Consider the following 26,631-nt stretch of genomic DNA (forward strand, 5'->3'; position numbering starts at 1 on the left):
GATGACGGGCGCCTTCACGGTCGACGTCGAAGGCGCCACTCTGGCAGGCGAGCGGATCGGTGCGGATAGCCCGCCGCTCGTCCTGATCCACGGCATGGCCGGCGAGCGCGGCGACTGGGATCGCCTGCTCGCCGCGCTGCCCGCGGACTATCCGATCCTTCGCTACGACCTGCGCGGCTTCGGCCTCTCGCCGAGCGACGATCGCGAATACTCGCACAGCGACGACCTGCTCGCCGTGCTCGACGCCCTCGGCATCGAGTGCGCCGCCGTGCTCGGCTTGTCGATGGGCGGCGGCGTCGCGCTCAATTTCGCGCTCAGCCATCCGACGCGCGTTTCGCGGCTGATCCTGATCAGCCCGGCCATAGTCGGCTGGGAGTGGTCGGCCGGGTGGAAAGGCCTCTGGCACGAGGTGTCGCGCGCGGCGCGCGACGGTGACCTGGCGCGCGCGCGTGAACGCTGGTTCCAGCACCCGATGTTTGCGGTGGTTCGCGAGAGCGCCGCCGCCGAAGACCTGCGCCATGCGATCGACGCCTACCACGGAAGGCAGTGGATCCGCGATCCGCAGCGCATGGAACTGCCCGACCTGGAACGGCTTCACACTCTCGCCATGCCCGCGCTGCTGCTCACCGGCGAGCGCGACGTCGCCGACATGCGTCTCATCGCCGACGTGATCGCAGGCGCCGCCCCCCAGGTGAGGCGGATCGATTTCGTCGGCGCGGGGCACATGCTCCATATCGAGCGTCCGGCCGAGGTGGCGGCAGCAATCCTGGGATGACGCCTCGGCGCGGAGCGGGCAATATGACCGCCCAGCCCAGCCGGAGCCCCCGCATGCGCGCCCTTCTGTTCCCTGCCCTGCTTGCCGTTACCGCCAGTCCCGTCGCTGCGCAGGAACGCCCCTCGCCCGACCGGCTGCGTGCCGACGTCACCCGGCTCGTCGGCTTCGGCACCCGCCATACCTTGTCGAGCACCAGCGATCCCAAGCGCGGCATCGGCGCCGCGCGCGACTGGGCGGCGGCGGAACTCGCGCGGATCGGCAAGGCTTGCGGGCAATGCGTGACGGTCGAGCGGATCGCGCGGCGCTTCGTCGGGCCGCGCGCGCCCGATGGCGTCGTGGTCGAAAACGTATTGGGCATCCAGCGCGGCACCGATCCCAACCGCTACGTCATCGTCGGCGCACACATCGATTCGATGGCGGGCGACGTGATGGATTCCAAGGCTGATGCGCCGGGCGCCAACGACGATGCCTCTGGTGTCGCGCTCGTGCTCGAGGCGGCGCGGCTTCTCTCGAAGCAGCGCTTCGAGGCGACGATCGTCTATGCCGTCTTCTCGGGCGAGGAGCAGGGCCTGTGGGGCGGCACCCTACTCGCCGATACCGCCAAGGCGCGCGGCTGGCAGGTCGACGCCATGCTCAACAACGACATCGTCGGCAATTCGATCGGCCAGGGCGGCGTCGCGGCGGGCGACCGGGTCCGCGTATTTTCCGAAGGCGTCGGCAAGGCCGAGAGCCTGGTCGAAGCGCAGCAGCGCCGCGGCGACGGCAGCGAGGACGACGGCCCCAGCCGCGCCCTCGCCAAGGCGGTCGACCATGTGGCCGAAGCCCTGCCCGGTGGGCTTGATGTGATCGTCGCGCGCCGGCCCGATCGCTTCGGACGCGGCGGCGATCACGAGCCGTTCCTCGCGCTCGGCTATCCGGCGGTACGCTTCACCGTCGGCGCCGAGAACTGGGATCGCCAGCACCAGTACGTCCGTAGCGAGAACGGCCGTGCTTATGGCGACACGGTGGAAGGCGTCGATTTCGACTATCTCGCCAAGGTCACCGCGATCAACGTCGCCACGCTCGCGCGGCTGGCGAAAGCACCGGCCGCTCCGGCCCGTGTCCAGGCCGCGGGCGCACTCAGCCGCAACACGACGCTGGCCTGGGCGGCGGTGCCCGGCGCCGTCCGCTATGTCGTGCGCTGGCGCGAGCAGGACGCGCGCGACTGGACTGGCTCGCAGATCGTCGAAGGCGCGACGACGATCGTTCTCGAAGACAAGCCTGTCGACGATCTGTTCTTCGGCGTCGCCGCGGTCGGCCGCGACGGAGCGGAGAGCCTCGTGACCTTCGCGGGCCGCGCCGCGGTAGATCCGGCCGTACCGCGCCGATGATTTGGTAAAATCTTTATTATTCAGAGTGTGGCTAATGTCACAGACTGGGACAGCGAACCCGGCGAAAAGCTCCCTGCCGGCCGAATGAGGCCAGCCAAAAAAGGGAGCTACGTCGTGGTTCGGAGCGCAGAAGCCTATGTGATGGACGCATCCCATTGGGACGAGTCCTGGTTTTACGAAGCGCGGGGCGACGATCTCACGCGATATCGACATGCCGAACCATCGCTGTTCATCAGCGACCTCGCCGATCGGATCGCGACGATCTGCGTCCCGCACGCCGCCTGTGATTGCGAAGCTGCCGCGCAGAAAACCGAGGCCAGTTTCTCGCTCTTCGCCGCGGATGGCCACATGCGGCCGTTCGAGGAGATCGAGGCCGAAATCATCCGCATCGCGGTGAACCGCTACGACGGCCGGATCAGCGAGGTCGCGCGGCGCCTCAAGATCGGCCGCTCGACGGTCTACCGCAAGATGGACGAGTTCGGGATCGAGCACGCCCAGGCATAGGCCTCTTACCCGACGATCGTGCAGAGCTCCGCCGGCGACGACCTTTCGATCATCCCATAGGTCGACTGGTCGTCCCAGGTGTAGCGCGCGCCGCCCTGGTTGTTGGTCATGCCATTTACCCCGGGATTGCCGACGTGGAAGGTGCCCAAGGTGGTCTCCCCCGCGATCCGCGTGATGCCGAGTTCGGATTCGAGTTCGAGCGAAACGTCGTCGCCCCGCGGCATGACGTTGCGCAGGAACGGGATCCTGGTGGCCCGCGCCGCGTACATGCGGCCGTCCTGATAGATGTAGCCCTCGTTGTAGGTGCTGCCGTCCTCGCGCGGGGGATAGGCGCAATAGCCGAAGGCGCGGCCGTCGGGGAACACCGCCGCCTGCCAGCAGTGACCGCGGAAGGCGCCCATCGGTCGCACCGACTGGCGGTGGATGCGATTGCCGACCGCGCGGAAAGAGCGCGTCTCGCCATCGACGGTGAACTCGCCCTCGCCGCGGAACGTGTGCTCGACCCGCCAGCCGAAGCCCATCAGGCCGGCGTCGGTGCGCTGGGCCTCGGTCATGCCGGCGAGCTTGTCGGGGCGCAGATCCTGGGTCCAGCCCGGGGTCGCCATCTCGATCTCGACGTCGAACTTCACCGGCACCTTGCGCAGCGCGGGATCGACCTCGCTGTCGGCGAAGACGCGGAAGCGGCCGGCGATCTGCTCCTCGACACGGCTGTCATAGGCTTCGTCATCGAGCCGCACGCGCCATTTGCGGAACGGCTCGATGCATTCGAAGCGCAGCCCGCCGGCGCCGAGCACGCCCGTGTCCGAAGGCAGGGTCGGCGCGCGCTTGCTCAGGCGCAGGATGCGTCCATCGGGAAAGGCGAAATTGCCGTCGTAGCGATGCCGATCCCAGACCGCGCCCTGCGCCTCGAGGCCGATGCGCGGGAAGGCGAAAGCGCCGTTCTCCTCGAACAGCCAGATCGAGGCGCTCTCGCGCATCTCGGGATCTTCGGGCCGTCCGGGCAGGATCTGCCCGTCGAGTTCGGATTCGAGCCCGCCCGCCCAGTCCTGCGGCATCGCCATGCGGCTCATCCTCCGACCTTGTTGAGCCAGGTCGAGCGCTCGATCATGCCGTAGGCGGTCTGGCCGTCCCAGGTATACTTGGTGCCGCCCTGGTTGAGCGCGAAGCCCGCGAGTTCGCCCTCGCTGCCCACCTTGAAGGTGTTGAGGCAGCCCGCACCCTCGATGCGGGTGATGCCGAGTTCGGACTGCAGTTCGAGCGAGGTGTTGCCGCCCGTGGGATCGAGATCGCTGAGCCAGGGGATCGTTGTCGCCGTAGCCGGATACCACTTGCCGTCCTGGAAGACGTAGCCCTCGTTGTAGGTCGATCCGTCCTCGGCCGGCGGATAGGCGATATAGCCGAACGCGCGACCGTCGGGGAAGACGGCGGCCTGCCAGCAGTGTCCGCGGAAAGCCTCGAGCGGGCGCACCGACTGGCGGTGGATGCGGTTGCCGACAGCGTTGAACTGGCACTCCTTGCCGTCGATCCACAGCGTGCCGGTGCCGCGGAACAGTTGCTCCATGCGATAGCCGAAGCCCATCAGGCCGGCATCGGTGCGTTCGCGCTCGCTCATCCGCGCCAGGGCCTCGGGCGTGTTGTCCTGCACCCAGGCCGGCGCGACCATCTCCAGGTCGACTTCGTAGCGCAGCGGCGTCGTCCGCTCGCGATCGACCGTGCCCGCGGCGATATGTGCCGAAGTCGTGTCGATCGGCGTGCCTTCGTAGCGGACCTTCCAACGCTTGTAGGGTTCGACGCATTCGAACTGCAGCCCGCCAGAGCCCAGGATCGTCGCGCGGCCATCAGGCCCGATCGGCGAATGGCTGGCACCGTCGAACTTGCTTTCGAAGAGCGCGCGGCCATCGGCGAAGGCGAAGTTGCAATCGTAGCGGTGGTTTTCCCAGACCGAGCCTATCGCCTCGAGCCCGTTGCGGGGAAAGGCGAACTCGCCGTTCTCCTCGAAAATCCAGACCGAGGCGCTTTCGCGCATGTTCGGGTCCTCGGGCTTCTCGGTGAGCATGTAGTCGTAATGCTCGGCCAAACCGCCGCGCCATGCCGCTTCGTCCATCCTGCGCTCTCCAGCCCTTGGCGTTCCTGGGGAATCATCATGCGAAAGGGCCGCCCAACCATGACGGTTGTGCGGCCCCCTGCAAGCGCGAGTTGGATCGCCCTGGCGATAGTGGTTACTATCAGAACTCGAAACGGAGTTCCCCGCCCCACATCCGCGGCAGGCCGGGATTGACGACGTTGGTGTTGCCGCCGTTCGACGCGGCGTTGCCGCCCGACCAGTAGCGACGGTTGCCGAGGTTGCGCACGAAAGCCGAGGCCGAGAGCTTCGAGCCCATGATCTCCGACCAGGTCAGGCGCGCGTTGAACAGCGCGTAGCCCGGCAGGGTTGTGTTCGGGTTCACCGTATCGCCGACGTTCGAGAAGTTCATCTTGGTCTGGCCATAGGCGTCGCCGCGCAGGGTCAGCTTGCCGGCATCGCCCAGCGGCACGCCGACTTCGGCGAAGACCGTGCCGCTCCACTTGGGCACGTCGGCGAAGGGGCCGTAGTTGATCGTCGAACCCAGGATCGACACCGCGTTGCTGGTGTAGCGGGCATTGGTGTAGTTGCCCGAAGCGCCGAACTGCAGGTACTCGGTCGGCCGCACCGAGAAGTCCACCTCGAAGCCGGTGATCTGCGCCTTGGGCACGTTGACCGTCAGCAGCGAAACGCCGTTCGCGGTGAGGATATAGGCCGAGCGCTGGATGTTCTTGACCCACTGGTTGAACACGTCGGCATTGAAGGTCACCGGCACGCCCAGGCTGCTGCCCGAATACTTGATGCCGCCCTCGATGTCCTGCGTCGTCTCGGGCAGGAACAGGTTCCCGCCGCTCGCCGCGGTGACGTTGAGCGGGGTGACCGAATAGTTGTAGCCGCCGGCACGCCACGAACCGCGGTGCGCGACGTAGACCATCAGTTCGGGCGTGACCTGGTAGTCGAGGCTGACGGTCCAGCTCGGCTTGCTGGCCGAAGTCTTCTCGGTGCCCGGGAAGAACGGCAGGAAGGCCGAGCCCGGAAGCTGGAAGATCTCGGTCTTGTCGTGGGTGTAGCGGAAGCCGCCGGTCAGGCTGAACTGATCGGTGACCTTGAACGAGGCCTGGGCGAAGCCCGCGACCGATTCGGTCGAGATTTGCGCGGTGTAGGCGAAGGGCGCCGCGAAGATCGGCTGACCGAAGGTCAGGTTCGAGACGATCCGGTCACGCTGGTTGAGGTAGTAGAAGCCCACGACGTAGTCGAGCCGGCCGTCGATCGCCTTGCCCTGGAGCTGGAGCTCGTCGGAGATCTGGCGGGTGTTCAGGCGGAAGCCGTTGGTCGGGACGACCTTGACCTCGTTCGCCGTCAGCGTGCCCTGGGTCTCGAAGAAGTGGTAGGGCGAGCCATCGTAGTCGTAGCCGTCGTCGGACTTGGCGCGGTTGTAGCCGAAGATGTTCTTCAACGTGATGTCCGAACTCAGCTCGAACTCGGTGGTGTTGATGACGTAGGTGCTGCTCGCCTTGTGATAGGGCGGATAGGACGCCAGGCTCTGCCAGGGGCCAAGTTGGCGCTGCAACGCAACCGCAGCGTTGAGGCCACCCTGGAACACCGCCGGATGGGTCGCGAGATAGGCGACCAGACCCGGGCTCGTCGCCGGATTGAGCAGGCAGTAGGCCGCTGTCCCGTTCGCCGGGTTGGCGCAGTTCACCGGATTGACCGACCACAGCTGGTACGGCGTGTTGGTGCCGTCCTCGTCGGTGTACTGGAATACGGTCGTGTTGGTGAAGCCTGCGGTCGGGGTCAGCTTGAGCGAGACGCGGACCGACTTCTGGTCGAGATCGCCGTACTTCTCGCCGGTGAAGTAGTCGCGCACGAAGGCGCCGCCGCCGGTCAGGCTGCCGGCGACGCGCAGCGCGCCGATGTCGCCCAGCGGCAGGTTCACCGCGCCCTGGAGATTGCGCGCATCGTAAGAGCTATAGCGGCCCTGGACGTAGCCGCCGAACTCGTCGCTGGGCTTGGCGGTTTGGTAGAGCACCGCGCCGCCCGTGGCGTTGCGACCGAACAGCGTACCCTGCGGGCCCTTGAGGACCTGGATGCCGCCCATGTCATAGAAGGTCGAGGCGTTGTGCGTGACGATCTGCACTTCGTTCACATAGGGCAGCACGCTCGGGGGCGAGTTGGTGAAGGTGTCGACGCTCTGGCCGCGGATCGAATAGTTGAACGAGTGGACGCCACCGTTCTGGCGGATGACGAGGCCGGGCACGGCCGACTGCAAGTCGTTCTCGTTGTTGATCGCGCGCTTGGCGAGGTCCGCGCCCGAGATCGCGGTGATCGCGATCGGCACTTTCGACAGACTTTCCTCGCGACGACGGGCCGTCACGATGATCTCATCACCGCTGGCACTCGTATCGGCAACGTCCTGGGCATAAGCAGGCGCAAACGGCACCGAGACCCCAGCCATAAGACCGGCGACGATCAACTTCCTCATAGGTTCCTCCTCATTTCACGCTCGGGCGTAAAATCTTGTTTTATCGAAACGACAGCATATGCGTTATTTTCCGAAAGCGTTCTGACGCCCTCGGTTATTGCCGCTCTATTGATTCATTTGGAACGCGAGTGTCACGTGCCTTTTGCCTCACGGGGCGATTTCGACACGCCACCGCAGCATTTGCGCAACACTCGAAGCGGGAGGCATACCGGCACGCCTCCCGCCGAGCCGGATCACCGCTTGTCGTAGGTGATCGGCAGCGACTCGATGGTGTGCGTGGCCACGGTCGGCAGATAGGTGATCTCGCTCTCAGGGATCGCGAGCTTGATGTTCTTGAGCTGGCGCGCGACTTCCTGCGCCGCGAGCTTGACCTCCATGCGCGCGAGCGCGAGGCCGACGCAGCGGTGCGGACCGCCGCCGAAGCCGACGTGACGGCCGAGGTTCGGGCGGTCCATGTCGAACTTGCGCGGTTCGGGGAACACGGTCTCGTCGTCGTTGCCGCTATCGTAGACCAGCAGCATGTGCGAACCGGCCGGAATCAGCGTGCCGTTCACCACGGCATCCTTGACGGCCATGCGCGACAGCGCGCGCACCGGCGGCTCGTTGCGCAGGTGCTCCTCGACGAAGCGGTTCATGCGGCGATCGTCCTCGGCGACTTCGAGCAGCGTTTCCATCATGCCCGGCTTGGTCGCGAGCACGTAGAACAGGTTGCCGATCGCGGTCGCGGTGGTGTCGTTGCCGGCGATGACCATCGCGCGGATCAGCGAGACGGCCTCATCGAAGGTCAGCTTCTCGACCGTGCCGTCCTCGTTGGTGACCGAGGCATGGACGATGTCGGAGATCATGTCCTCGCGCGGCTCGGCCTCGCGGTCCTTCATCTTGCCGATCAGGTACTGCTGGAGTTCGGCGATCTTGGCGGCATTGGCCAGCATGGTCTCGCGGCTCTGCATCGCGCCGATCTGCGCGGTGACCGCCATCGACCATTCGATGATCTTGTCTTCCATGCCGTGGTCGAGGCCCATCTGCTCGACGATGACGCGGATGGTCAGCGGCTGCGAGATGTCGCGCACGGCATCGCACGAACCCTTGTCGGCGAATTCGGCGATGAGGTCGCGGACGATGGCGTGGAGACGCGGCTCAAGCTCTTTGACGCGGTGCGCGGTGAACGCGCGCTCCATCAGCTTGCGGATGCGCGTGTGGTACGGCGGGTCCGACATGATCGCGTCGGGGAAATAGCCGCCGCCATGCTCGCGCAGGTAATTGCGGAACTCGTCCTGCATGCCGCGGGCCTGCTGCTCGTGGTAACCGTGCTGGACCGAGAAGGTGATCGGGTCCGACTGGACCGCCCAGATGTCCTCGTGGCGCGTGACCAGCCAGGAGTTCAGGCCCTTGTCGTGATAGATCGGCTGCCCCTTGCGCATGGCGCGATAGAAGTCGCGCGGGTGAGCCTGGATCGCGTGATCCTTGAGCGTGCCCTCTTCGATCAGGCGTTGCTCTTCGGCGCTCAGGGGCAACCTCTCGGACGGCGGGCGTTCCGAAGTCTGGGTTTCCGTCGTCGATGCCATAGCCCTGATCCTACTCGCCAAAATCTGGTTTCAATGCGTAGCGAGGCCGGCAAGACCGGCCCCACTCGGGTTTCATCCTATCATGGAAACCGGCGCGCGGATAAGCCATGCCCACCTTCGAAGCACGGCTTGTCCCAAGAGGTAAGGCCCAGCTCAGCGCCCGAGCGATGCCTGGCGGCCGAGGCCCGATACGGCCCCGACCGTAAGGTCAATAGCCGGACCTTCAGTAGCTCGATGCGGGCGCGACAGTGACCTCGATGCCATCGATCTCGGGCGACATCTTGATCTGGCAGCCGAGACGGCTGTTCTGCTTCATGACGTCGGCCACCATGTCGAGCATGGCGAACTCGATGTCGTCGGGCTCGCCGACCTTGGCGAACCAGTCGCCATCGACATAGACATGGCAGGTGGCGCAGGCGCAGCCGCCGCCGCAATCGCCCATGATGCCGGCAACGTCGTTCCGCTTGCCCAGTTCCATCAGGCTGGTGCCTTCCTCGACCCCATCGAACGTCTTGGACACGCCGTTGACGTCCGTCATCGTGACCTTGAGATTACCCACTTCGACAACCCTCCTCGATCCGCCTCGCGGAATCATTGCTCCCCATGCCCAAGAATCCCTCACGGCGCAAAGGCTCCTGCGGGCGGCATCAGTTGACTGCGGGCGCACCCGCCAGACCTCAATTTGCTGACCAAGTTCTTAGCAGTACAGACCCCCTTGTCAATTTGCCGATGGCCGATGTGATCGATTGGCCACCGCCATGGAAAACCACTTCTGCCCTACCAGTCATTTGGCGTAGTCTGCTCTGAGCCTATTGGATAGAACAGCAAATTTGCAGCGCCTTAGGGCTCCCCGGGCGCCGCGACGAGGAGAGGCCAGTGGCCACGACACTTATCCGCAACGCCACCATCTTCGATGCGACCGGCGCCAAGCCGTTCCAGGGCAACCTGCTCGTCGATGGCAACAAGATTGCCGCCGTCGGTGCGGCAGCAGCCAGCGCGCAGGCCGATAGCGAGATCGACGCGACGGGCCTGTTCTGCATGCCCGGCATGACCGAGGGCCACGCCCACCTCTCGTTCGAAGGTGTCTGCGCGACCGAGAACCTGATCACGCCGACGCCCGAGGAACAGGTCTTCACCGCCGCGCGCGGTGCCAAGGCGCTGATCGAAATGGGCTTCACAAGTTCCTATGGCGCTTCGGAAGCCAAGCTCCGCCTCGCCGTCGCCGTGCGCAACGAAGTCAACGCCGGCCGCCTGCCCGGCCCGCGCATTCGCGCCGGCGGGCTCGAACTCAGCGTCACCGGCGCCATGGGCGACGAGAGCAAGGAGCACGACCTCCGGCCCGGCGGCCCGTCGCAGATCGTCGACGGCGTCGAGGAAATGCGCAAGGCCGTGCGCTTCCAGATCCGCGAGGGCATCGACAACATCAAGCTCGATGTCTCGGGCGACCCGTTCTACCCCTCGACCCCCGGCAATTCGACGCCGATGACCTTCGAGGAGATCAAGGTCGCGGCCGACACGGCGCACGGGCTCGGCCGCAAGATCAACGCGCACACGCGCTCGGTCGAGGGCTCGAAGCACTGCGTCCGCGCCGGCGTCGACGGCCTGTTCCACTGCGAGTTCTCCGACGAGGAAATGCTCGACCTGATGGAAGAGGCGAAAGACCGCATCTTCGTTTCGCCGACGGTCGGCCTGCTCCACCAGATCATGACCGGCGAAGCCGCTGGCAACGGCCTTTCGGCCGAAATCGGCGGCTACATGGGCATCGGCGAACTGCTGGAGAACTCGGCGAGGACTCACACCGAACTGCGCAAGCGCGGCATCCGCCACCTGATCGGCGGCGACTATGGCTTCGGTTGGTCGAAGCAGGGCGAGCAGGCGAAGGACATCGCGCTGTTCATGCAATACTACGGCTACTCGGCCGCGGAAGCGCTGATCTGCGCCACCCGCAACGGCGGCCGCGCGATGATGGACGGCGACGGTCTCGGCACCTTGGAAGCCGGAAAGCTCGCCGATTTGATCCTGGTCAATGGCGACGTGCTGGCCGACGTGTCACTCCTGACGGACCATGGGCGCATTGCGCTCGTGATGAAGGATGGCGCGATCCAACGGATCTCGCCCGCACTCAACCAATCCCACCATTCCCCCGCGCTCGAAGCCGCGGAATAAGGAGTCACGCCTAATGAACGTCGAAACCGGCAAGCTGAAGCCCGGTGAGGCCCGGTGCCCGGCCGAGACCACGCAGGAGATCATCGCGCGCGACAAGGTCGCCGCCCCTGCCTGGGCCGCCAGCGAGAGCTACGAATACCTCGGCAGCGAGGATATCTCGAAAGAACGCTACACCACCGCCGAATTCGCCCAGGGCGAGTTCGACCGCATGTGGACGCGCACCTGGCAGATGGCCTGCCGCGAGGAGCACATCCCCGACGTCGGCGACTATTACGTCTACGATCTCGGGCCTTACTCCTTCGTCGTGACGCGCAGCGGCGAGGACCAGATCCAGGCCCATTTCAACTCGTGCCTGCATCGCGGCACGAAGCTCAAGCCCTCGGGCACCGCGGGCTTCTCGAACAACCTCAAGTGCCCGTTCCACGGCTGGACCTGGAACCTCGACGGCAGTCTCAAGGAAATCCCGGAAAAGTGGGATTTCAGCCATACCCAGGATCGCAAGATGTGCCTACCCGAGGCGCGCGTCGAGCGGCTGGGCGGCTTCGTCTGGATCAACATGGATCCCGACGCGCCGAGCCTGGCCGAATACCTCGGCAAGGAAATCATGGAGCACATGAAGGCCTGGAAGCTCGAGGACCGCTACATCTACCTGCACGTCCAGAAGAGCTACCCGGCCAACTGGAAGCTGACGATGGAGGCTTTCATGGAGGCCTACCACGTCGGCGACACGCACCCGCAGGTGGCACCGGCCAACGGCGACGTGAACTCGCAGTACGACTGGTACGAGGATCACGTCGACCGCTTCATCTCGACGCTCGGCGTCGTCAGCCCCAAGCTCTACGGCAAGTATTCCGAACAGGACATCGTCGAGAACTTCACCATGGGCGACAGCTCGTCGATGGGCGGGCAGAAGCCGCAACTGAAAGACGGCGAGCGCGCGCGCCAGGTCATGGCCGACATGTTCCGCAACATGTTCGAAACCGCGACCAAGACCGATCTCAGCCACGTCTCGGACACCGAGTTGCTCGACACATACAGCTACACGTTCTTCCCGAACCTGTTCCTGTTCCCGGGCATCTCGCTGCCGATGATCTATCGCTTCCGTCCCGACGCGCGAGACCATCGCCGCACGATCTACGAAGTGATGTTCATGCGCCCGCGGCCCAAGGACGGCACCGAGGTCGAGACCGCCGAGGTCGAGATCCTCGAAGACCACCAGTCGTTCTCCGAAGCCGTCGGCATGGACCCCGGGTTCGGCCACATCCTCGATCAGGACACGGACAACCTCTACGCCCAGCAGGAAGGCCTCGAAGCCAGCGCCAAGCCCGGCATCACGCTCGGCGACTATCAGGAAATCCGCGTCCGTCACTTCGAGAAGACGATCGACAAGTACATGGCGATGGGCCCCAAGCTGCCGAACTGGGAAAAGCTCCAGCGCGATTGCTGATGCGCCGCACGCTTAGTCGATGAAATTGCGGGCGCGTCCTTGGTGGGCGCGCCCGAACTGCGCAAAGAACCAAAACACGCGAACGGCGCCCCCTTGCCGTCCGCCAACCGGGAGAGATTTCATGCGAGCAACCCTGCGCCGGCCGCCGGCCGAGGAACTGGTCCTCTATTCGAAGGATCCGAAGACCAAGATCGCAACGATCACGCTCAACCGGCCCGACGCGCTCAACGCGCCGACGATCGCCGCGCGCCTGCGCTTCGCCGAACTGGTCCACCGCGCGAACATCGACGATGACGTCAAGGTCCTGGTGATCCGCGGCGAAGGCAAGCACCTGGGTTCGGGCGCCGACCTTGAGGAACAGGACGGCATGCTCAACCCGCAGCCGGGCACCTCGCTGCTCCACGAATTCAAGATCCCCGAGGACGGCTCGGTCAAGTATCCGCCGGCCGGTTCGTACCGCTTCCTCGGCTCGATCACCAACCTCTACGCCGACGACAGCTTCGGCTGCCGCTCGCTGCAGAACTTCAAGAAGATCTCGATTCTCGAGTGCAAGGGCTACAACTACGGCTGGCACTTCTACCTCGCGGGCGATGCCGACATCGTCGTCTCGTCGGACGACGCGCTGTTCGGCCACGCCGCCTTCCGCTACGTCGGCTGGGGGCCGCGCATGTGGACCTGGTGCGAGATGATGGGCGTGCGCAAGTTCATGGAGATGGTCTTCACCGGCCGCCCCTTCACGGCCCAGCAGATGTACGACAGCAACTTCATCAACTCGGTCGTCCCGCGCGAGAAGCTCGAGGAAGAGACAATGAAGTACGCGCTGTCTTGCTCGATGACGCGCCCGAACGACACGGTCGTCGCGCAGAAGACTTTCTTCGAGATCTACAAGCAGTACCGCGGCGAATACATGGGCTCGCTGCTGACCGGCTTCCTCGAAGGCCTCAAGCCGATCATGACCGACGACGCCGGCGGCATGGACCAGGGCCTGGGCGACGACGTCATGGAAAAGGGCCTGGCCAACTCGGTCAAGGACAACGATCTGCGCTTCCCGCCCGACTGGCGCCTGAGCTTCGGCGGCCGCGCGAAGCCCTGATGCAGTACACGCAGCTCGGTTCGACGGGCCTGATCGTCTCGCGTCTCGCCCTGGGTGGATCCACGTTCACCCAGGGCGACAAGTCGCTCGGCGCCTTCTACAAGGTCGGCCCCGAGCTCGCGGACGAACTCGTCGGCAAGGCGCTCGACGCCGGCATCAACTACTTCGACACCGCCGACGTCTATGCCAGCGGCCAGTCGGAGGAACTGCTCGGCGCCGCGCTCAAGCCGCACCGCGACCGCGTGGTCCTGTCGACCAAGGTCGGCAACCGCGGGGCGGGCAACCGCGAGCTGCTGCATTCGGGGCTCTCCCGCCGGCACATCCTGTGGTCGGTCGACCAGAGCCTCAAGCGGCTCGGCACCGACTGGATCGACTACTACATCGTCCACAAGACCGACGTCTTCACCCCGCTCGAGGAAACGCTCGAAGCGCTCGACGCGGTCGTGAAGGCGGGCAAGGTCCGCTATATCGGCTATTCGAACTGGCCGGCCTGGGAAGTGGCCAATGCGATCGCCGAGCAGAAGGCCAGGGGCCTCGCGCGGTTCAGCCACGGGCAGATGTACTATTCGCTGCTCGGCCGCGACGTCGAGCGCGACACCACGGCGATGATGCGGCATTTCGGGCTCGGCATGACCGTCTGGAGCCCCCTCGCCTACGGCTTCCTCGCGGGCAAATACACCGCCGAGGACATGCAGAAGGACGACAACCGCTTCGCAAATTTCGACTGGCTGAAGTTCGACCGCGACCAGGCCTTCGCGCTGCTGCCGATCCTCGAGGAGATCGCCAAGGCCAAGGGCTGCTCGATGGCGCAGCTGGCGATCGCCTGGCTGCTGACGCGGCCGCAGGTCGACAGCGTCCTGCTCGGCGCGACCAAGACCCATCAGCTCGAGGACAACCTCGGCGCGGTCGACGTCGTGCTCGACGCGGAAGACCTCGCGCGGCTCGACGAAGCGACGCGCAACGCGCCGATCTATCCGAGCTCGGACTGGGTCGAGATCGACGGCCTCGTCCGCAAGCGGCTGGGAGCACACCGCAAATGACAGCTACACGCCCTGGTGAGACTTTGGGCGCCCTCTCCGGCATCACCTTGATCGAGATCGCCGAGCGTCCGGCCGGCGAGAACACCGGCAAGCTGCTCTCCGATTTCGGCGCGACGGTGATCAAGGTCGAACGTCCCGGCGGCGCGCCGACGCGGCATATGGGCCCGTTCAAGAACGGCGAGTCCGCACTGTTCGCCTTCCTCAACACCAACAAGAAGTCGGTCGTGCTCGATCTCGCGAGCCCCGAGGACCGCGCCACGCTCGACAAGCTGCTCGCGCGCGCCAACGGGCTGATCGACGATCACGACGAAGCCTGGGGCGCCAGACACGGCCTGACATCGGCAGAAGTCGCAGCGGCGCACCCCCACCTCGTCCACTGCGCGATCACCCCCTTCGGCCAGGGCGCCCCCGCCGAGTGGCAGAACGCACGCTCGATCAACGTCATCAACGCCGGCGGCTGGGCCTATCACTCGCCCAGCGAGATGCCGCACGAGAAGCCGCCGCTGAAAGGCGCGGGCCGCTTCCTGCCCGATTACGAAAGCGCGATCGACGCCGCCATGGCGACGCTCGCCTCGCTCCACCGCCAGCGCAGGACCGGAAAGGGCCAGTTCATCGACCTGTCCGAGGTCGAAGTGCAGCTCAATCGCATCGACTGCGTGCTCGACCGCATGGTCGCCGGCGACGCCGATCCCAGCGACGAGCGCACGGCCTACGACATGGGCGGCCCGGGCACCTCGTTCGCCTGCAAGGACGGGCACATCTACCTGTTCATGACCACCAAGGGCCATTGGAACGGGCTGCGCCAGTTGATGGGCGATCCCGACTGGGCGAAAGAATTCCGCGAGGACTGGCTCGAGTTCGACTGCACCAAGGACAACGTCGTCCGCTTCCGCGAGAAGTTCTCCGAATGGATCGCAGGCCAGGAGAAACTGGCGATCACCGAGGCCGCGCAGAAGGGCGGCGTCGCGATGGTCCCGGTCAACACCGCCGCCGACCTGCCGCAGCACGAGCAGTTCATCCACCGCGGCTTCTTCCAGCAGGCCGAGCATCCGGTGTTCGGCACGGTCTCCTACCCGACCGTCTCCTACAAGATGAGCGCCACGCCCGTACGTGTCGTCAGTCCCGCCCCGGCGCTCGGCGCACACGACAGCGAAGTGGAGGCCCTGTGATGCCGCACCCCGCAACTCGCGGCCCCGGCGGCCCGCTTGCCGGCGTCCGCGTGCTCGAGATCACCAAGGTCTGGGCCGGGCCCTATGCGGGCAAGATGCTCGCCCACCTCGGCGCCGAGGTGATCAAGGTCGAGTCGATGTCGAACCTCGACGAGATGCGCGCCTATGGCGGCGTCGACATCAACGCCGCGCCCTATTTCACCTCGATCAACCAGGAGATCCTCTCGGTTCAGGTCAACATGAAGACCCCAGAGGGCCTCGACCTGGTCAAGCAGATGGTCGCGCAGTCGGACATCGTCATCGACAACATCCGCCCCGGCGCGATGGAGCGATCGACGCTCGGCTACGAGGACCTGCGCAAGATCAAGCCCGACATCATCCAGTGCTCGATCAAGATGTGGGGCAACGAAGGCCCGCTCGGCTATCAGACTGGCTATGCGCCGAGCTTCGCCTCGCTTTCGGGCCTGACCGCGCTCGTCGGCCATGAGGGCGAGACGCCCAAGGGCATGAACATCCGCTACGGCGATTCCAGCTCGGGCGCCTGCGCCGCGCTCGCCTGCATCGCCGCGCTGCACCACCGCGAGGCCACCGGCGAAGGCCAGTATATCGATCTCGCCGCGGTCGAATCGATGACCAGCCTGCTCGGCGACAGCCTGTTTTCCTACAGCGTCACCGGCGAGGTTCCCCAGCCCGACGGCAACTTCCACCCCGAGATGTGCCCGCACGGCGCCTACCCCTGCCAGCTCACCGACTGGATCAGCCTCGCCGTCGGCACCGAGGACGAATGGCGGGCGCTCTGCCAAGTCCTCGGCGAAGATGGGCTCGGCGAGGACAGCCTGTCCAGCGATCCGCGCTTCGCCACCCTGACCCAGCGGCTCGAGAACCGCCACGCGCTCGACGCGGCGATCGCCGATCTCACGGGACACCAGGACGCCGCCGAATTGGCCGAACAGCTGCGCCATGCGGGCGTTCCGGCGTTCAAGTCGATGAGTTCGATCGACCTGTGTTCGGACGATTTCCTCTGGGGCCGCGAGGCCTATCGCATGGTCAGCGACCACAAGAACGGCACGCGTCCGATCATCGGCCCTTCCTGGCGGATCAGCCCCGAAGGCCCCAAGGTCGAACGCGGCGCGCCGCTGCTCGGCGAGCACAACGATTACGTCTATCGCGAAATCCTGGGCTTGTCGCAGGAGCGATTGGACGATCTGATAGCGCGCAAGGTCGTCGACTGAGGCAGATTCGCCCGGTCGACGCATGCGATCGGGAGAGATCATGGAACTGGCATTCGGCATGCCGCACATGGTGCGGCTCAAGGCGATGGGGCAGAAGGCCTGGGAGGCTGCGGTCACCGGCGCCGATCAGACCAAACTCGCGAAATGGGCCGAGAAGCTCGGCTACGCGATGATCGCCGTGCCCGAGCACCACATCATCCCGCGCGCCCATGTCGACCTCTCCGGGCCGCACTATTTCCACGCCTATACCGGCATGGCCTATTTCGCCGGCGCGACCGAGACCGTGCGGGTCAACTCGTGCATCGCCATCCTGCCGCTGCAGAACCCGATCGTCACCGCCAAGGCGCTGTCGACGATGGACTGGCTGTCGAGCGGCCGCGTCACCGTGACTTTCGCGGTTGGCTGGCTGCAGGAGGAATTCGACATCCTCGGCGTGCCGTTCAAGGAACGCGGCGCGATGTCCGAGGAATACACGCGCGCGATCATCGAGCTCTGGACCCAGGACAATCCCGAGTTCGAGGGCAAATACGTCTCGTTCAAGGATGTCGCCTTCGAGCCCAAGCCGATCCAGAAGCCGCATATCCCGATCTGGTTCGGCGGCGATGCCGACGCCGTGCTGGGGCGCGCCGCACGCTATGGCACCGGCTGGTGGCCCTTCCTGACCAAGCCCGAGGACATTCCGGCGAAGATCGACTTCATCAAGTCGCGGCCCGACTATGCCGGCAAGCTGACGGACGTGTTCTACGGCATGTCGACCGGCCGCGTCGGCGAAGGCCATGCGGTGCTCGACGATCCCGACGCCAGGCCCAGCCACGACAAGCAGTGGATCGTCGACCGGCTCGGCGCGCTCGCGGACCTCGGCGTGACGATGAGTTCGGTCACCACACCCGACGTCGACGATCTCCAGGCCTTCTACGACTACACGCAATGGGTGGCCGAGGAGATCATGCCGGCGGTTAGATAGCGGGCGCTCCGCTGACGCGATGCTTTCGAAATATGATGCGAAAGGCTTGACCGGCGAGGGCCCGGTCCGGCTATTCGCGGAAGGGAGAGGAACGGGATAATGGCAATCGGCAATCTCGACGGGCTCGGCTATCGCGACGCCACCGTCGTGCTCACGGGCGGCGCCTCGGGCATGGGCGAGGCCGCGGCGCGGCTGCTCGGCGAGCTCGGCGCGACCGTGCACATCGCCGACGTCGCGGAGCCCAAGGTCGCCTGCGCCAGCTATACCCGCGTCGACCTGTCCGATCCCGAGAGCATCAGTGCCGCGACCGCCAAGCTGCGCGAACTGGGACCGATCGACTTCCTATTCCCGATCGCCGGCGTGCCGCCGCATGCGGTCGGCGCGCTGACCTGCCTGCAGATCAACTATGCCGGCACGCGCCAGTTCACCGAGGAACTGCTGCCCGCGGTCAAGGACGGCGGCACGGTTTGCCTCGTCACCTCGACCGCCGCGCGCGGCTGGTTGCATCACCTGGCCGAGAACCTCGAGATCGTCGCGCTCGATCCGCGCGATGTCCGTGCCTTTTACGAAGCCAATCCCGACAAGCTGCGCGACGGCTATAGCGCCTCGAAGGAACTGCTGACCGTCTGGATCCACCAGGCGTCGATCGGCCTCGCGCAGGACCGCCGCATCCGCCTCAACGCCATCGCCCCTTGCGCCACCGGCACGCCCTTCATGGAGGCGAGCGCGCAGCATCTGGGCCAGGCCTTCATGGACGCCTATCCGCACCCGCTGCTTGGCCGCATGCCCAGCGCCGAGGAACAGGCCTGGTCGCTGCTGCTGTTGTCGAGCCCGCTCAACGCTGCCGTCACCGGCGCGGTGCTGGCGACCGACGAAGGCAATGTCGGCGGCATGATCACCGGCGCGCTGACACCCAGCTACGCCCGCCCGAACTGAACTTTCCCGAACCGGAGCCCACAAACCATGTCTTCAGCCCCTCCGCCGCCATCGTCGCCCCCGGCCCGGCCCGTCCCGAAGCTCGACGCCGAGAACCGCGCGTTCTGGACCGGCGGCGCCGAAGGCAAGCTCAACATCACCCAGTGCGGTGACTGCGGCCAGTTCACCCATCCGCCGCGGATTCTGTGCCGCCACTGCCAGTCCGAGAACGTCGCGCCCGCGGCGGTCGCCGGCACCGGCGTGATCGACACGATGACGGTCAACCACCAGCCCTGGGCGCCGGGTCTCGAAGTGCCCTTCGTCATCGCGCGCGTCGCGCTCGACGGCGTGCCCGGGGTCTACCTGACCACCAACGTGGTCAATTCGCCGGTCGACGAGGTGAGCTTCGGCGACAAGGTCCGCGTCACCTTCGAACAGCAGGGCGACATCTACTACCCCCTCTTCGAGAAGGCGAACTGACATGGCCCGCGAAGCCTATATCACCGGCGTCGGCCAGTCCGAGGTTGGCGTCCGCCTGCCGCGCCATCCGCTGCTGCTGACGGTCGATGCGGTCAACGTGGCGCTCGCCGATGCCGGGCTCACGCTCGACCAGATCGACGGCGTGTTTTCCTTCCCCGGCAAGGCGCAGGGCTATCTCGCCTTCTCGCCCGTGGGCACCGACGACCTGATCGAGGTCCTCGGCATCAAGTCGAAGTGGCAGATGGGCGCGATGGAGCAGCCCGCGCAGCTTTCGGCGATCGCCATGGCCGCCTGGGCGGTCAAGGAAGGCATCTGCCGCCACGTCATCTGCTTCCGCACGGTCTACGAAGCCGGCGGCATGGCGAACCCGGCCGAGTACATGCCGCTCCAGCAGAAGACGACCTCGGGCTCGTCACAGTGGACCTCGCCGTTCTGGGCGACCTCGGCCGCCTGCTGGGTGGCGCAATACGCCGCGCGCCACGTCCACAAGTACGGCATGACGCGCGAGCAGCTCGCGCAGATCGCGATCAACGGCTCGAAGAACGCCCTGCTCAATCCGAACGCGCGCGCGATCACCAAGGAGGAGCTGACGCTCGACAAGTACATGTCGGCGCGGATGATCTCGACGCCGCTGTGTCTCTACGACTGCGACCGCTTCAGCGACGCCTCGACCGTAATCATCGTCTCGGCCGGCGACGCGCTCGACGAGGTCAAGGCCACGCCGATCCGCATCGCCGCCAGCTCGGGCTCGGTCGACCGCTATTCGTGGGACCAGGTCGAATGGTCGGCCGCCTACGACGCCGGCCCGGACCTCTGGAAGAACACCGACTACACGGTCAAGGACGTCGACACCGTCCAGTTCTACGATGGCTTCGCCTTCCTGCCGATCACCTGGCTCGAAGGGCTCGGCTTCGTCGAGAAGGGCGAAGGGCCCAAGTTCATCGAGGGCGGCACGCGCATCGCCCGCGACGGCGAACTGCCGCTCAACACCGCGGGCGGCCAGCTCGGCGCCGGACGCCTCCACGGCTTCGGCTTCGCGCACGAGGCGGTGACCCAGTTGCGCGGCGCGGCCGGCGAACGGCAGATCCCCGGCGATCCCAAGGTCGCGGTCGCGACCTCGGGCGGCGGACCGATGGCGGCAGCGCTGCTGCTGGCGCGCGATTGAGACGACAACCCCTCCCGCTTGCGGGAGGGGAACCGTCCGCTGGGGAAAATTCCCAAATGCATCCTTGAGTTTCCGTATAGGAAACCGGTAGCACCCGCGCATGTCCAAGCCGACGATCAACGATGTCGCCGCCGCCGCCGGCGTCTCCAAGAAGACGGTCAGCCGCGTCATCAACAATTCGCCGCTGCTCAATCCCGAGACGCGCGCGAAGGTCGAGCGGGTGATCGCCGAGCTCGGCTATGTCCCCAACCCGCAGGCGCGCGCCTTGGCGATGGGGCACAATTTCCTGATCGCGCTGCTCCATGACAATTCGAACCCCGAACTGGTCCTCGCCGCGCACCACGGCGTGTTCGAAGCGATCCGCGACACCGAATATGCGCTGATCCTGCGCCCCGTCGATCGCAGTTCCGCGAGCGTGGAAGACGACCTGCGGCACTTCCTCGAAACCCAAAGGCCCGCGGGCGTGGTCCTGCTGCCCGGCGTGGCCGAGAACAATTCGCTGGCGAACGTCTGCGCCGCGGTCGGCTGCAAATACGTGCGGATCAGCGCCTCGGTGCGCGATGCCAAGGCGATCACCTCGAACGACCGCGAGGCAGCCGCGGCCGCAGTCTCCCACCTGATCGGCCTCGGCCACCAGCGCGTCGGCCTCGTCGCCGGCCCCGACGAGGCGGGCACGGCGCAGCAGCGCGAGCTTGGCTATCTCGATGCCATGGCCGACCACGATCTCGACCGCGGCCCCGCGCTCATCGCCAGCGGCGACCTGAGTTTCGAGGCCGGCATGGCCGCGGGCAACCTGCTGCTCGAAGTCAGCCCGCGCCCCACCGCGATCTTCGCGGTCAACGACGCCATGGCGGCGGGCGTGCTCCACGCTGCCTATTCCTACGGCATCAGCGTGCCCGATCAGCTCTCGATCATCGGCTTCGAGGACACGCCGATCTCGGCGCGCGTGTGGCCGCCGCTGACGACGGTGCACGTGCCCATCGCGGTCATGGCCTGCGCCGCCGTGTTCAAGATCATCTATCCCGAGCAGGCCGCGACGCTGCCATCGCACTTCCCGCTCGAATTCGTCGAACGCGCCTCGGTGGCGAAACCCGGTGCCTGATCAGGCGGGCTGTGCCCGGCCCGCGGCGTGCGGGCGCTTCACCCATTCGGGATAGCCGGGCAGGCCGAAGATCAGGAAAGCGCTGATCAGCGTGCCGACGATGCCGATCCACAGATAGGGATCGTAAGTCCCGTAGCGATCGAAGACATAGCCGCCGAGCAGCGGCCCCAGCCCCGAACCCGCGGCGATCAGGCTGGCCATCGTCCCGAAGATCGCGCCGAAGTTCTTCATCCCGCCATAGGCCGAGGTCAGATAGCCGGCGATCTGCAGCTTGGTCCCCGCGGCATAGCCGTTGATGAACATGGCCGCGAAGATGATCGGCATCGTGCGGTTTGGCACGAGCAGCAGCACGAAGGTCAGCGCCGTCGCCGCCAGTGTCAGACCGCCGACCCAGCGCGCCGGATAGCGATCGAGCAGCCAGCCGGTGACGAGCTTGCCCGCGACACCCGCGAGCCCGGCCATGCCCGCATAGTTGGCGGCCGCGGTGCGCGACACGCCGATCGACTGCAGGATCGGGATCTGGTGGACGACCAGCGCGATCGTCACGACCATGATGACGAAGGTCGAGATCGCGATCCGCCACAGCGCCACGCTGCGCCAGGCCTCGGGGATCGACAGTCCCGGCGCGTCGGCGAGCAGCGCCTTCGACGACGGCGCCTCACCGCTGGCGGCGCGCGCCTTGCGGCTGGCGTCGTAGCCGTCGAACAGCAGGAAGGCGCAGAGCAGGATCGCCAAGCCACCCCAGCCGAGGCCCAGGCAGACCAGCGCCGTGCGCCAGCCGTAGGCGTCGATCAGCCAGTTGGTCAGCGGCGGCGTGATCGCCTGGGCGAACGCACTCCCCGACAAGGTCAGCCCCAGCGCCAGCCCGCGCCCGGAATCGAAGGCGCTCGCGACACCCGCGGTCCAGACCGTGGACTTGGTCGCCAGCGCGGCGACGGCATAGACCGTCCACACCGCGAACCACATCCACACCGAACCGTCGAGCAGGCTCAGCGAGGCCATCGTCGCGGCCAGCAGCACCAGCCCCGGCAGCGCCATGCGCCGCGTGCCCATCCGGTCGATCAGCACGCCGAACACGGGCGAGAACAGGAAGGTCGTGACCGAGGTGATCGACATGCCCGAGGACAGCAAGGTCCGGCTCCAGCCGAACTCCTTGGTCCAGGGATCGATGAACAGCCCGGTCGAGGCGGTCATGACCGAGGTGAAGGAGAACGCGAATGATGCCGCCAGCACGAGCGGCCAGTGCCTGCGCCACTCGGCCCGCGCCAATGCTTGGGTATCGCTCAAACTCTTCTCCTCTCATCCTCCCCGATACGGGGAGGGGGACCGCTCGCAAAGCGAGTGGTGGAGGGGGGCGGCCGGCAAACCCAACGCCAACCGATAGCCCCCTCCACCACCGGCTTCGCCGGCGGTCCCCCTCCCCATTCTGGGGAGGATTACTTCTTCAACATATCCAGCCCAAACGAATTGCCCGGTGCGGTCTGCTGGACCTCGATGACGTTGCCTTCGGGGTCGTAGCCGTAGAGCGTCTTGACGTGGCCGACGTCGACGAAGTCGCGATCGTTGAAGGTCATGCCGCAGTTCTGCAGGTGAACGATGTCGTTCTCCATGTCGGTCACGTCGATGCAGAAATGGGTGTAGGCGCGATCGTTGGGACGCATCGGCCTGTCGATGTCCGAAGCGGGCGCGCTGTACTGGAACAGTTCAATATAGCAGGTGCCCGCGCGCATCATCACGCCCTTGGCCGCCGAACCCTTGAGATCGACGATGTGATCCATCATCGGCTCGTTCGCCCAATCGAAACCCTCGTCGACCGGCTCGAAGCCGAAGGCCTCGGCGTAGAAGCGCTTCATGCGATCGATGTCGCGGCAGTTCATGCCGATATGGTGGATGCCACGGATCATTGTCTCATCTCCCCAGATGCTTTGGCCCCGCTTATCCGCGATGGTCCAAGGCGGGGCAAGCGGACGAGCTTGCCCCGGTGCGATCGCCAATTAGTCCGGATCGACCCACTTGGTGTTGGTCACGCGCGGGCTCAGGTACTTGGTCTTGGTCCAGCCGCCGTCGACCACGATCGACTGGCCGTTGATCATCTCGCTGCCCGGCGAGCAGAGGAAGGCGATGACCGCGGCGGTGTCCTCGGGGTCGGCGAGGCGCGGATAGGGCGTGGTCTCGACGTTGACGCGCTTGAACGCCTCGTCCTCGAAGCGGTGCGCGACCATCTCGGTGCGCGTGACGCCCGGCGCGACGCAGTTCGAGCGGATGCCGCGCGGGCCATATTCGCAGGCCATGTGCTCGGTCAGCGACTTGAGGCCACCCTTGGCCGCCGAATAGGCGCCGCCGCGACGGCCGCCGATATGCGCGAAGGTCGAGGTGATGTTGACCACCGAAGCGCCCTCGCCGAGGTGCGGGATGACCTCGCGGCAGAGGCGGAACGGCGCGGCGAGCATGATGTCGAGGAAGTAGTCGAGCATCTCGTCGTCGGTCTCGTCGAGCGGCTTGGGGCTGCCGACGCCGGCATTGTTCACCAGGAAGTCGATGCGGCCGAACTGGCCCAGCGCCAGTTCGACGATCCTCTTCGGTGCATCCTTGGCGGTGACGTCGACCGAGATCGTCGCGACGCGCTCGCCGCCGAGTTCCTGCTCCAGGTTGGCCAGCTTGCCCGTGTCGCGGCCGACGCCGACGATCGCATGGCCCGCGGCGTGGAGCAGCTTGGCGGTCTGCAGGCCGATGCCGCTGCCCGCCCCGGTGATGATCGCAACCTTGGTATCGCTCATGTCTCTTCCCTGTAGCCTGTGCACGTGTTCAGCGCGCTGCCTAGGCGTTCGTCGCGGCTATTTCAAATGCAGCGAGACGTCCGGATCCTTAGGCGCCTTCGCCTGGCCGCGCAGTTCGGCGGCGCGGGCACGCAGATAGTAGCGGATGTCGTCGATCTGCGCGTCGGTCAGCTCGGCGAATCTGGGCATCCCCTGCGCTTCGAGCGCCCCTTCCCGGACGATCTGGACGAAAGTCGCACGGTCCTGCGGCAGCGGCGAGCGGCGCAGGTCGGGCGCCTGGATCGCACCGACAGCGAGGCTGCCGTGGCAGTCGCCGCAATGCCGCGTATAGGCCATGGCCCCGGGCATGAAGCGCACCTGATCGAGCTTGAAGCCCGGATCGGCCGGCGGCTGCGGAGCCGGCGCCCGCGGTGGCAGGACCTGCTTGCCGCCGATCGCGAAAGTCAGCACGCGCCGCGCCTGGCTGCGCGGATCGAGGCCGTAGCGTTCGGCATTGGCAGGGTCGAGCGCGCCCATGTTCTTGGGATAGGCCATGCCGAGGCCGGTCAGCACGGTGACGTACTGCGTGCCCTTGGCCTCGTAGGTGATGGCCGGCGCGATCATCGGCGCGCGCGTGTCGTAGGACCAGAGCACCTTGCCGTCGCGCGCCGAATAAGCCTTGAACAGCCCATCGATCGCGCCCTGGAAGACGAGATCGCCGCCCGTCGCCAGCACGCCGCCGTTGACGTAGGTCGGATGATCGACGCGCCAGACGGGCTTCTGCGTCACCGGGTTCCAGGCGATCAGCGCGCCGACCGGCGGCTTGCGGCCGATCAGCGGTCCGCCGATCATGTTGGCGCCGGCATCGGTGTTGCGATCGGTCGCCGGCTTCCAGTCCTTCGCCGGCTCCGAATAGTCGACATCGAACTCGACGGCGGGGATGTAGACCAGCCGCGTCTGCGGGCTGAAGGCCATCGGCAGCCAATTGTGCGCAGCGAGCGGCGACGGCGCGATCGTCGCGGCCTTGCCCTGATCGTAGCGCGCGCCGGGCACCTCGACCGGGCGCCCCGTCGCGAGATCGATCTTCGAGGCCCAGGTCACGGGCACGTAGGGCTCGGCCGAGATCAGCTTTCCGTTCGTGCGGTCGATGACGTAGAGAAAACCGTTCTTCGGCGCCTGCATCAGCACCTTGCGCGGTTTGCCGGCGATCTCGAGATCGGCGAGTTCGATGTCCATCGTCGCGTCGAAGTCCCAGGTGTCGCCAGGGACGGTCTGGTAGTGCCAGCGATACTTGCCCGTCTTGCCGTCGACCGCGACGATCGAGTCGATGAACAGGTTGTCGCCCTTGCCTTGGCTGCGCAGCCGGTGGTTCCACGGATAAGGACTGCCGACGCCGAAATAGACGAGATCGAGATCGGGATCGTAAGCGATCGAATTCCACACGTCGCCGCCGCCGCCGAACTTCCACCATTCGCCGCCCCAAGTCTTCGCGGCCATTTCCATGGCCTCGTTCTCGAAGCCCTTCGCCGGGTCGCCGGGGACCGTGTGGAAGCGCCAGAGCTGCTTGCCGGTCTTCGCGTCGTAGGCGGTGATATAGCCGCGGCTTACCCCGTTCGAACCGCCGTAGCCGATCAGCACGCGCCCGCCGAGCACGCGCGGCGCGCCGCTGATATAGGCGGCCATCTTGGGATCGAAGGTCTGTTGCGACCAGGCGGGCTTGCCGGTCTTGGCGTCGATCGCGATCAGACGGCCGTCCTGGGTGCCGACGTAGATCCTTCCCTGCCAGTACGCGACCCCGCGCACGCCCCAGCCGACGCGCAGGTTGAGCCCGGCGGCCTTGCCGACCTCGGGATCGTATTGCCAGAGCAGCTTGCCGCTGACCGCGTCGACCGCCGAGACCACCGAAAGTCCCGCGGCGAAGTAGACCACGCCGTCGACTGCGATCGGCTGGGTCGCGGCATTGCCGAGCGGCAGGTCCATCGACCAGGCGAGCCCGAGCGTACCGACGTTGGCCTGGTCGATCGCGGCGAGCGGGCTGAAGTGCTGCTGGCCATAGGTCCGGCCATAACCCGGCCAGTCACGGCCGCTGCTGTCGTCGAGCAATTGCGCTTCGGGCGCTGCCGCCCCGCCCAGCCCGAAACCGTCGAAACTGCCCAGTGCCAGTGCCGCGACGGCAAGCATGCCCAGCAACGGCAGCCGGCTTCGAGCGATCATGCGTTCTCTCCCTGTCCTGCCGCGCGACTATCGTCACTTTGGTAGCGCTGGCAATGGCACCGCGACGAAATAACCAACGCTGTTGATCGCCATGGCGTATGGTAGCCCCTTGCCCCTCGCCGGATTGGAT

General features: G+C 66.2%; 23 protein-coding genes. 14 read left to right on the forward strand and 9 right to left on the reverse strand.

Annotation, left to right across the window (positions count from 1 at the left end):
- The first annotated feature begins 1 nt into the window (after position 1).
- The 3 genes from WG901_RS07645 to WG901_RS07655 all read left to right on the forward strand — a co-directional run bounded on the left by WG901_RS07645 (position 2) and on the right by WG901_RS07655 (position 2,649).
- Positions 2-775 carry an alpha/beta fold hydrolase gene (locus WG901_RS07645; protein WP_339586411.1) on the forward strand — a complete coding sequence of 258 codons (774 nt, stop codon included), beginning with the start codon at positions 2-4 and terminating at the stop codon, positions 773-775.
- 53 nt (positions 776-828) lie between these two features.
- A complete protein-coding gene (locus WG901_RS07650; protein ID WP_339586412.1) occupies positions 829-2,145 on the forward strand; it encodes a M20/M25/M40 family metallo-hydrolase in 1,317 nt (438 codons plus the stop codon).
- Between the two features lie 114 nt (positions 2,146-2,259).
- On the forward strand, positions 2,260-2,649 hold the full coding sequence (locus WG901_RS07655) for a helix-turn-helix domain-containing protein (protein WP_339586413.1): 390 nt from the start codon (positions 2,260-2,262) through the stop codon (positions 2,647-2,649).
- A 5-nt stretch (positions 2,650-2,654) separates the two neighbouring features.
- Here the strand turns inward: WG901_RS07655 and WG901_RS07660 are convergent, their stop codons facing one another.
- From WG901_RS07660 to WG901_RS07680, 5 genes are all read right to left on the reverse strand, one after another.
- A complete protein-coding gene (locus WG901_RS07660) occupies positions 2,655-3,710 on the reverse strand; it encodes a DUF7064 domain-containing protein (RefSeq protein WP_339586414.1) in 1,056 nt (351 codons plus the stop codon).
- Between the two features lie 5 nt (positions 3,711-3,715).
- Positions 3,716-4,753, reverse strand: a complete 1,038-nt coding sequence (locus tag WG901_RS07665) for a DUF7064 domain-containing protein (protein WP_339586415.1) — start codon at positions 4,751-4,753, stop codon at positions 3,716-3,718.
- Positions 4,754-4,874: 121 nt separating this feature from the next.
- On the reverse strand, positions 4,875-7,193 hold the full coding sequence (locus tag WG901_RS07670) for a TonB-dependent receptor (protein WP_339586416.1): 2,319 nt from the start codon (positions 7,191-7,193) through the stop codon (positions 4,875-4,877).
- Between the two features lie 233 nt (positions 7,194-7,426).
- Positions 7,427-8,758, reverse strand: a complete 1,332-nt coding sequence (locus WG901_RS07675) for a cytochrome P450 (RefSeq protein ID WP_339586417.1) — start codon at positions 8,756-8,758, stop codon at positions 7,427-7,429.
- Between the two features lie 223 nt (positions 8,759-8,981).
- Positions 8,982-9,317 carry a 2Fe-2S iron-sulfur cluster-binding protein gene (locus tag WG901_RS07680; protein ID WP_339586418.1) on the reverse strand — a complete coding sequence of 112 codons (336 nt, stop codon included), beginning with the start codon at positions 9,315-9,317 and terminating at the stop codon, positions 8,982-8,984.
- A 317-nt stretch (positions 9,318-9,634) separates the two neighbouring features.
- On the opposite strand from WG901_RS07680, the gene WG901_RS07685 reads away from it, so the two are divergent.
- From WG901_RS07685 to WG901_RS07735, 11 genes are all read left to right on the forward strand, one after another.
- Complete coding sequence (locus WG901_RS07685; protein WP_339586419.1) at positions 9,635-10,924, forward strand: amidohydrolase family protein; 1,290 nt, start codon at positions 9,635-9,637, stop codon at positions 10,922-10,924.
- Positions 10,925-10,937: 13 nt separating this feature from the next.
- Positions 10,938-12,371 (forward strand): aromatic ring-hydroxylating oxygenase subunit alpha, encoded by a 1,434-nt coding sequence (locus WG901_RS07690; protein ID WP_339586420.1) that lies wholly within the window; start codon positions 10,938-10,940, stop codon positions 12,369-12,371.
- A 121-nt stretch (positions 12,372-12,492) separates the two neighbouring features.
- Complete coding sequence (locus WG901_RS07695) at positions 12,493-13,464, forward strand: enoyl-CoA hydratase/isomerase family protein (RefSeq protein ID WP_339586421.1); 972 nt, start codon at positions 12,493-12,495, stop codon at positions 13,462-13,464.
- Positions 13,464-14,504, forward strand: a complete 1,041-nt coding sequence (locus WG901_RS07700) for an aldo/keto reductase (RefSeq protein WP_339586422.1) — start codon at positions 13,464-13,466, stop codon at positions 14,502-14,504. The genes WG901_RS07695 and WG901_RS07700 overlap by 1 nt, the downstream gene beginning before the upstream one ends.
- Positions 14,501-15,673: a CaiB/BaiF CoA transferase family protein gene (locus tag WG901_RS07705; protein ID WP_339586423.1), complete on the forward strand. Its 1,173-nt coding sequence runs from the start codon at positions 14,501-14,503 to the stop codon at positions 15,671-15,673. The genes WG901_RS07700 and WG901_RS07705 overlap by 4 nt, the downstream gene beginning before the upstream one ends.
- A complete protein-coding gene (locus WG901_RS07710) occupies positions 15,673-16,905 on the forward strand; it encodes a CaiB/BaiF CoA transferase family protein (protein WP_339586424.1) in 1,233 nt (410 codons plus the stop codon). The genes WG901_RS07705 and WG901_RS07710 overlap by 1 nt, the downstream gene beginning before the upstream one ends.
- A 40-nt stretch (positions 16,906-16,945) precedes the next feature.
- Entirely contained in the window at positions 16,946-17,869 is a 924-nt protein-coding gene (locus WG901_RS07715; protein ID WP_339586425.1) for a TIGR03619 family F420-dependent LLM class oxidoreductase, read from the forward strand.
- Positions 17,870-17,968: 99 nt separating this feature from the next.
- Entirely contained in the window at positions 17,969-18,805 is an 837-nt protein-coding gene (locus WG901_RS07720) for an SDR family oxidoreductase (RefSeq protein ID WP_339586426.1), read from the forward strand.
- A 27-nt stretch (positions 18,806-18,832) separates the two neighbouring features.
- Entirely contained in the window at positions 18,833-19,264 is a 432-nt protein-coding gene (locus WG901_RS07725; protein ID WP_339586427.1) for a Zn-ribbon domain-containing OB-fold protein, read from the forward strand.
- Between the two features lies 1 nt (position 19,265).
- Positions 19,266-20,429: a thiolase family protein gene (locus WG901_RS07730; RefSeq protein ID WP_339586428.1), complete on the forward strand. Its 1,164-nt coding sequence runs from the start codon at positions 19,266-19,268 to the stop codon at positions 20,427-20,429.
- Between the two features lie 100 nt (positions 20,430-20,529).
- A complete protein-coding gene (locus WG901_RS07735; RefSeq protein WP_339586429.1) occupies positions 20,530-21,531 on the forward strand; it encodes a LacI family DNA-binding transcriptional regulator in 1,002 nt (333 codons plus the stop codon).
- Here WG901_RS07735 and WG901_RS07740 read toward each other — a convergent pair whose 3' ends face one another.
- The 4 genes from WG901_RS07740 to WG901_RS07755 form a co-directional block, all read right to left on the reverse strand.
- Positions 21,532-22,818, reverse strand: a complete 1,287-nt coding sequence (locus tag WG901_RS07740; protein WP_339586430.1) for an MFS transporter — start codon at positions 22,816-22,818, stop codon at positions 21,532-21,534.
- 149 nt (positions 22,819-22,967) lie between these two features.
- Positions 22,968-23,435 (reverse strand): VOC family protein, encoded by a 468-nt coding sequence (locus tag WG901_RS07745; protein WP_339586431.1) that lies wholly within the window; start codon positions 23,433-23,435, stop codon positions 22,968-22,970.
- A gap of 90 nt (positions 23,436-23,525) precedes the next feature.
- Positions 23,526-24,308, reverse strand: coding sequence for an SDR family NAD(P)-dependent oxidoreductase (locus WG901_RS07750; protein ID WP_339586432.1), 783 nt, complete (start codon positions 24,306-24,308; stop codon positions 23,526-23,528).
- 57 nt (positions 24,309-24,365) lie between these two features.
- A complete protein-coding gene (locus WG901_RS07755) occupies positions 24,366-26,501 on the reverse strand; it encodes a PQQ-dependent dehydrogenase, methanol/ethanol family (RefSeq protein ID WP_339586433.1) in 2,136 nt (711 codons plus the stop codon).
- Between the last annotated feature and the right edge of the window lie 130 nt (positions 26,502-26,631).

Source organism: Novosphingobium anseongense (genome assembly GCF_037482895.1).
In the GTDB taxonomy this organism is placed as follows: domain Bacteria; phylum Pseudomonadota; class Alphaproteobacteria; order Sphingomonadales; family Sphingomonadaceae; genus Novosphingobium; species Novosphingobium anseongense.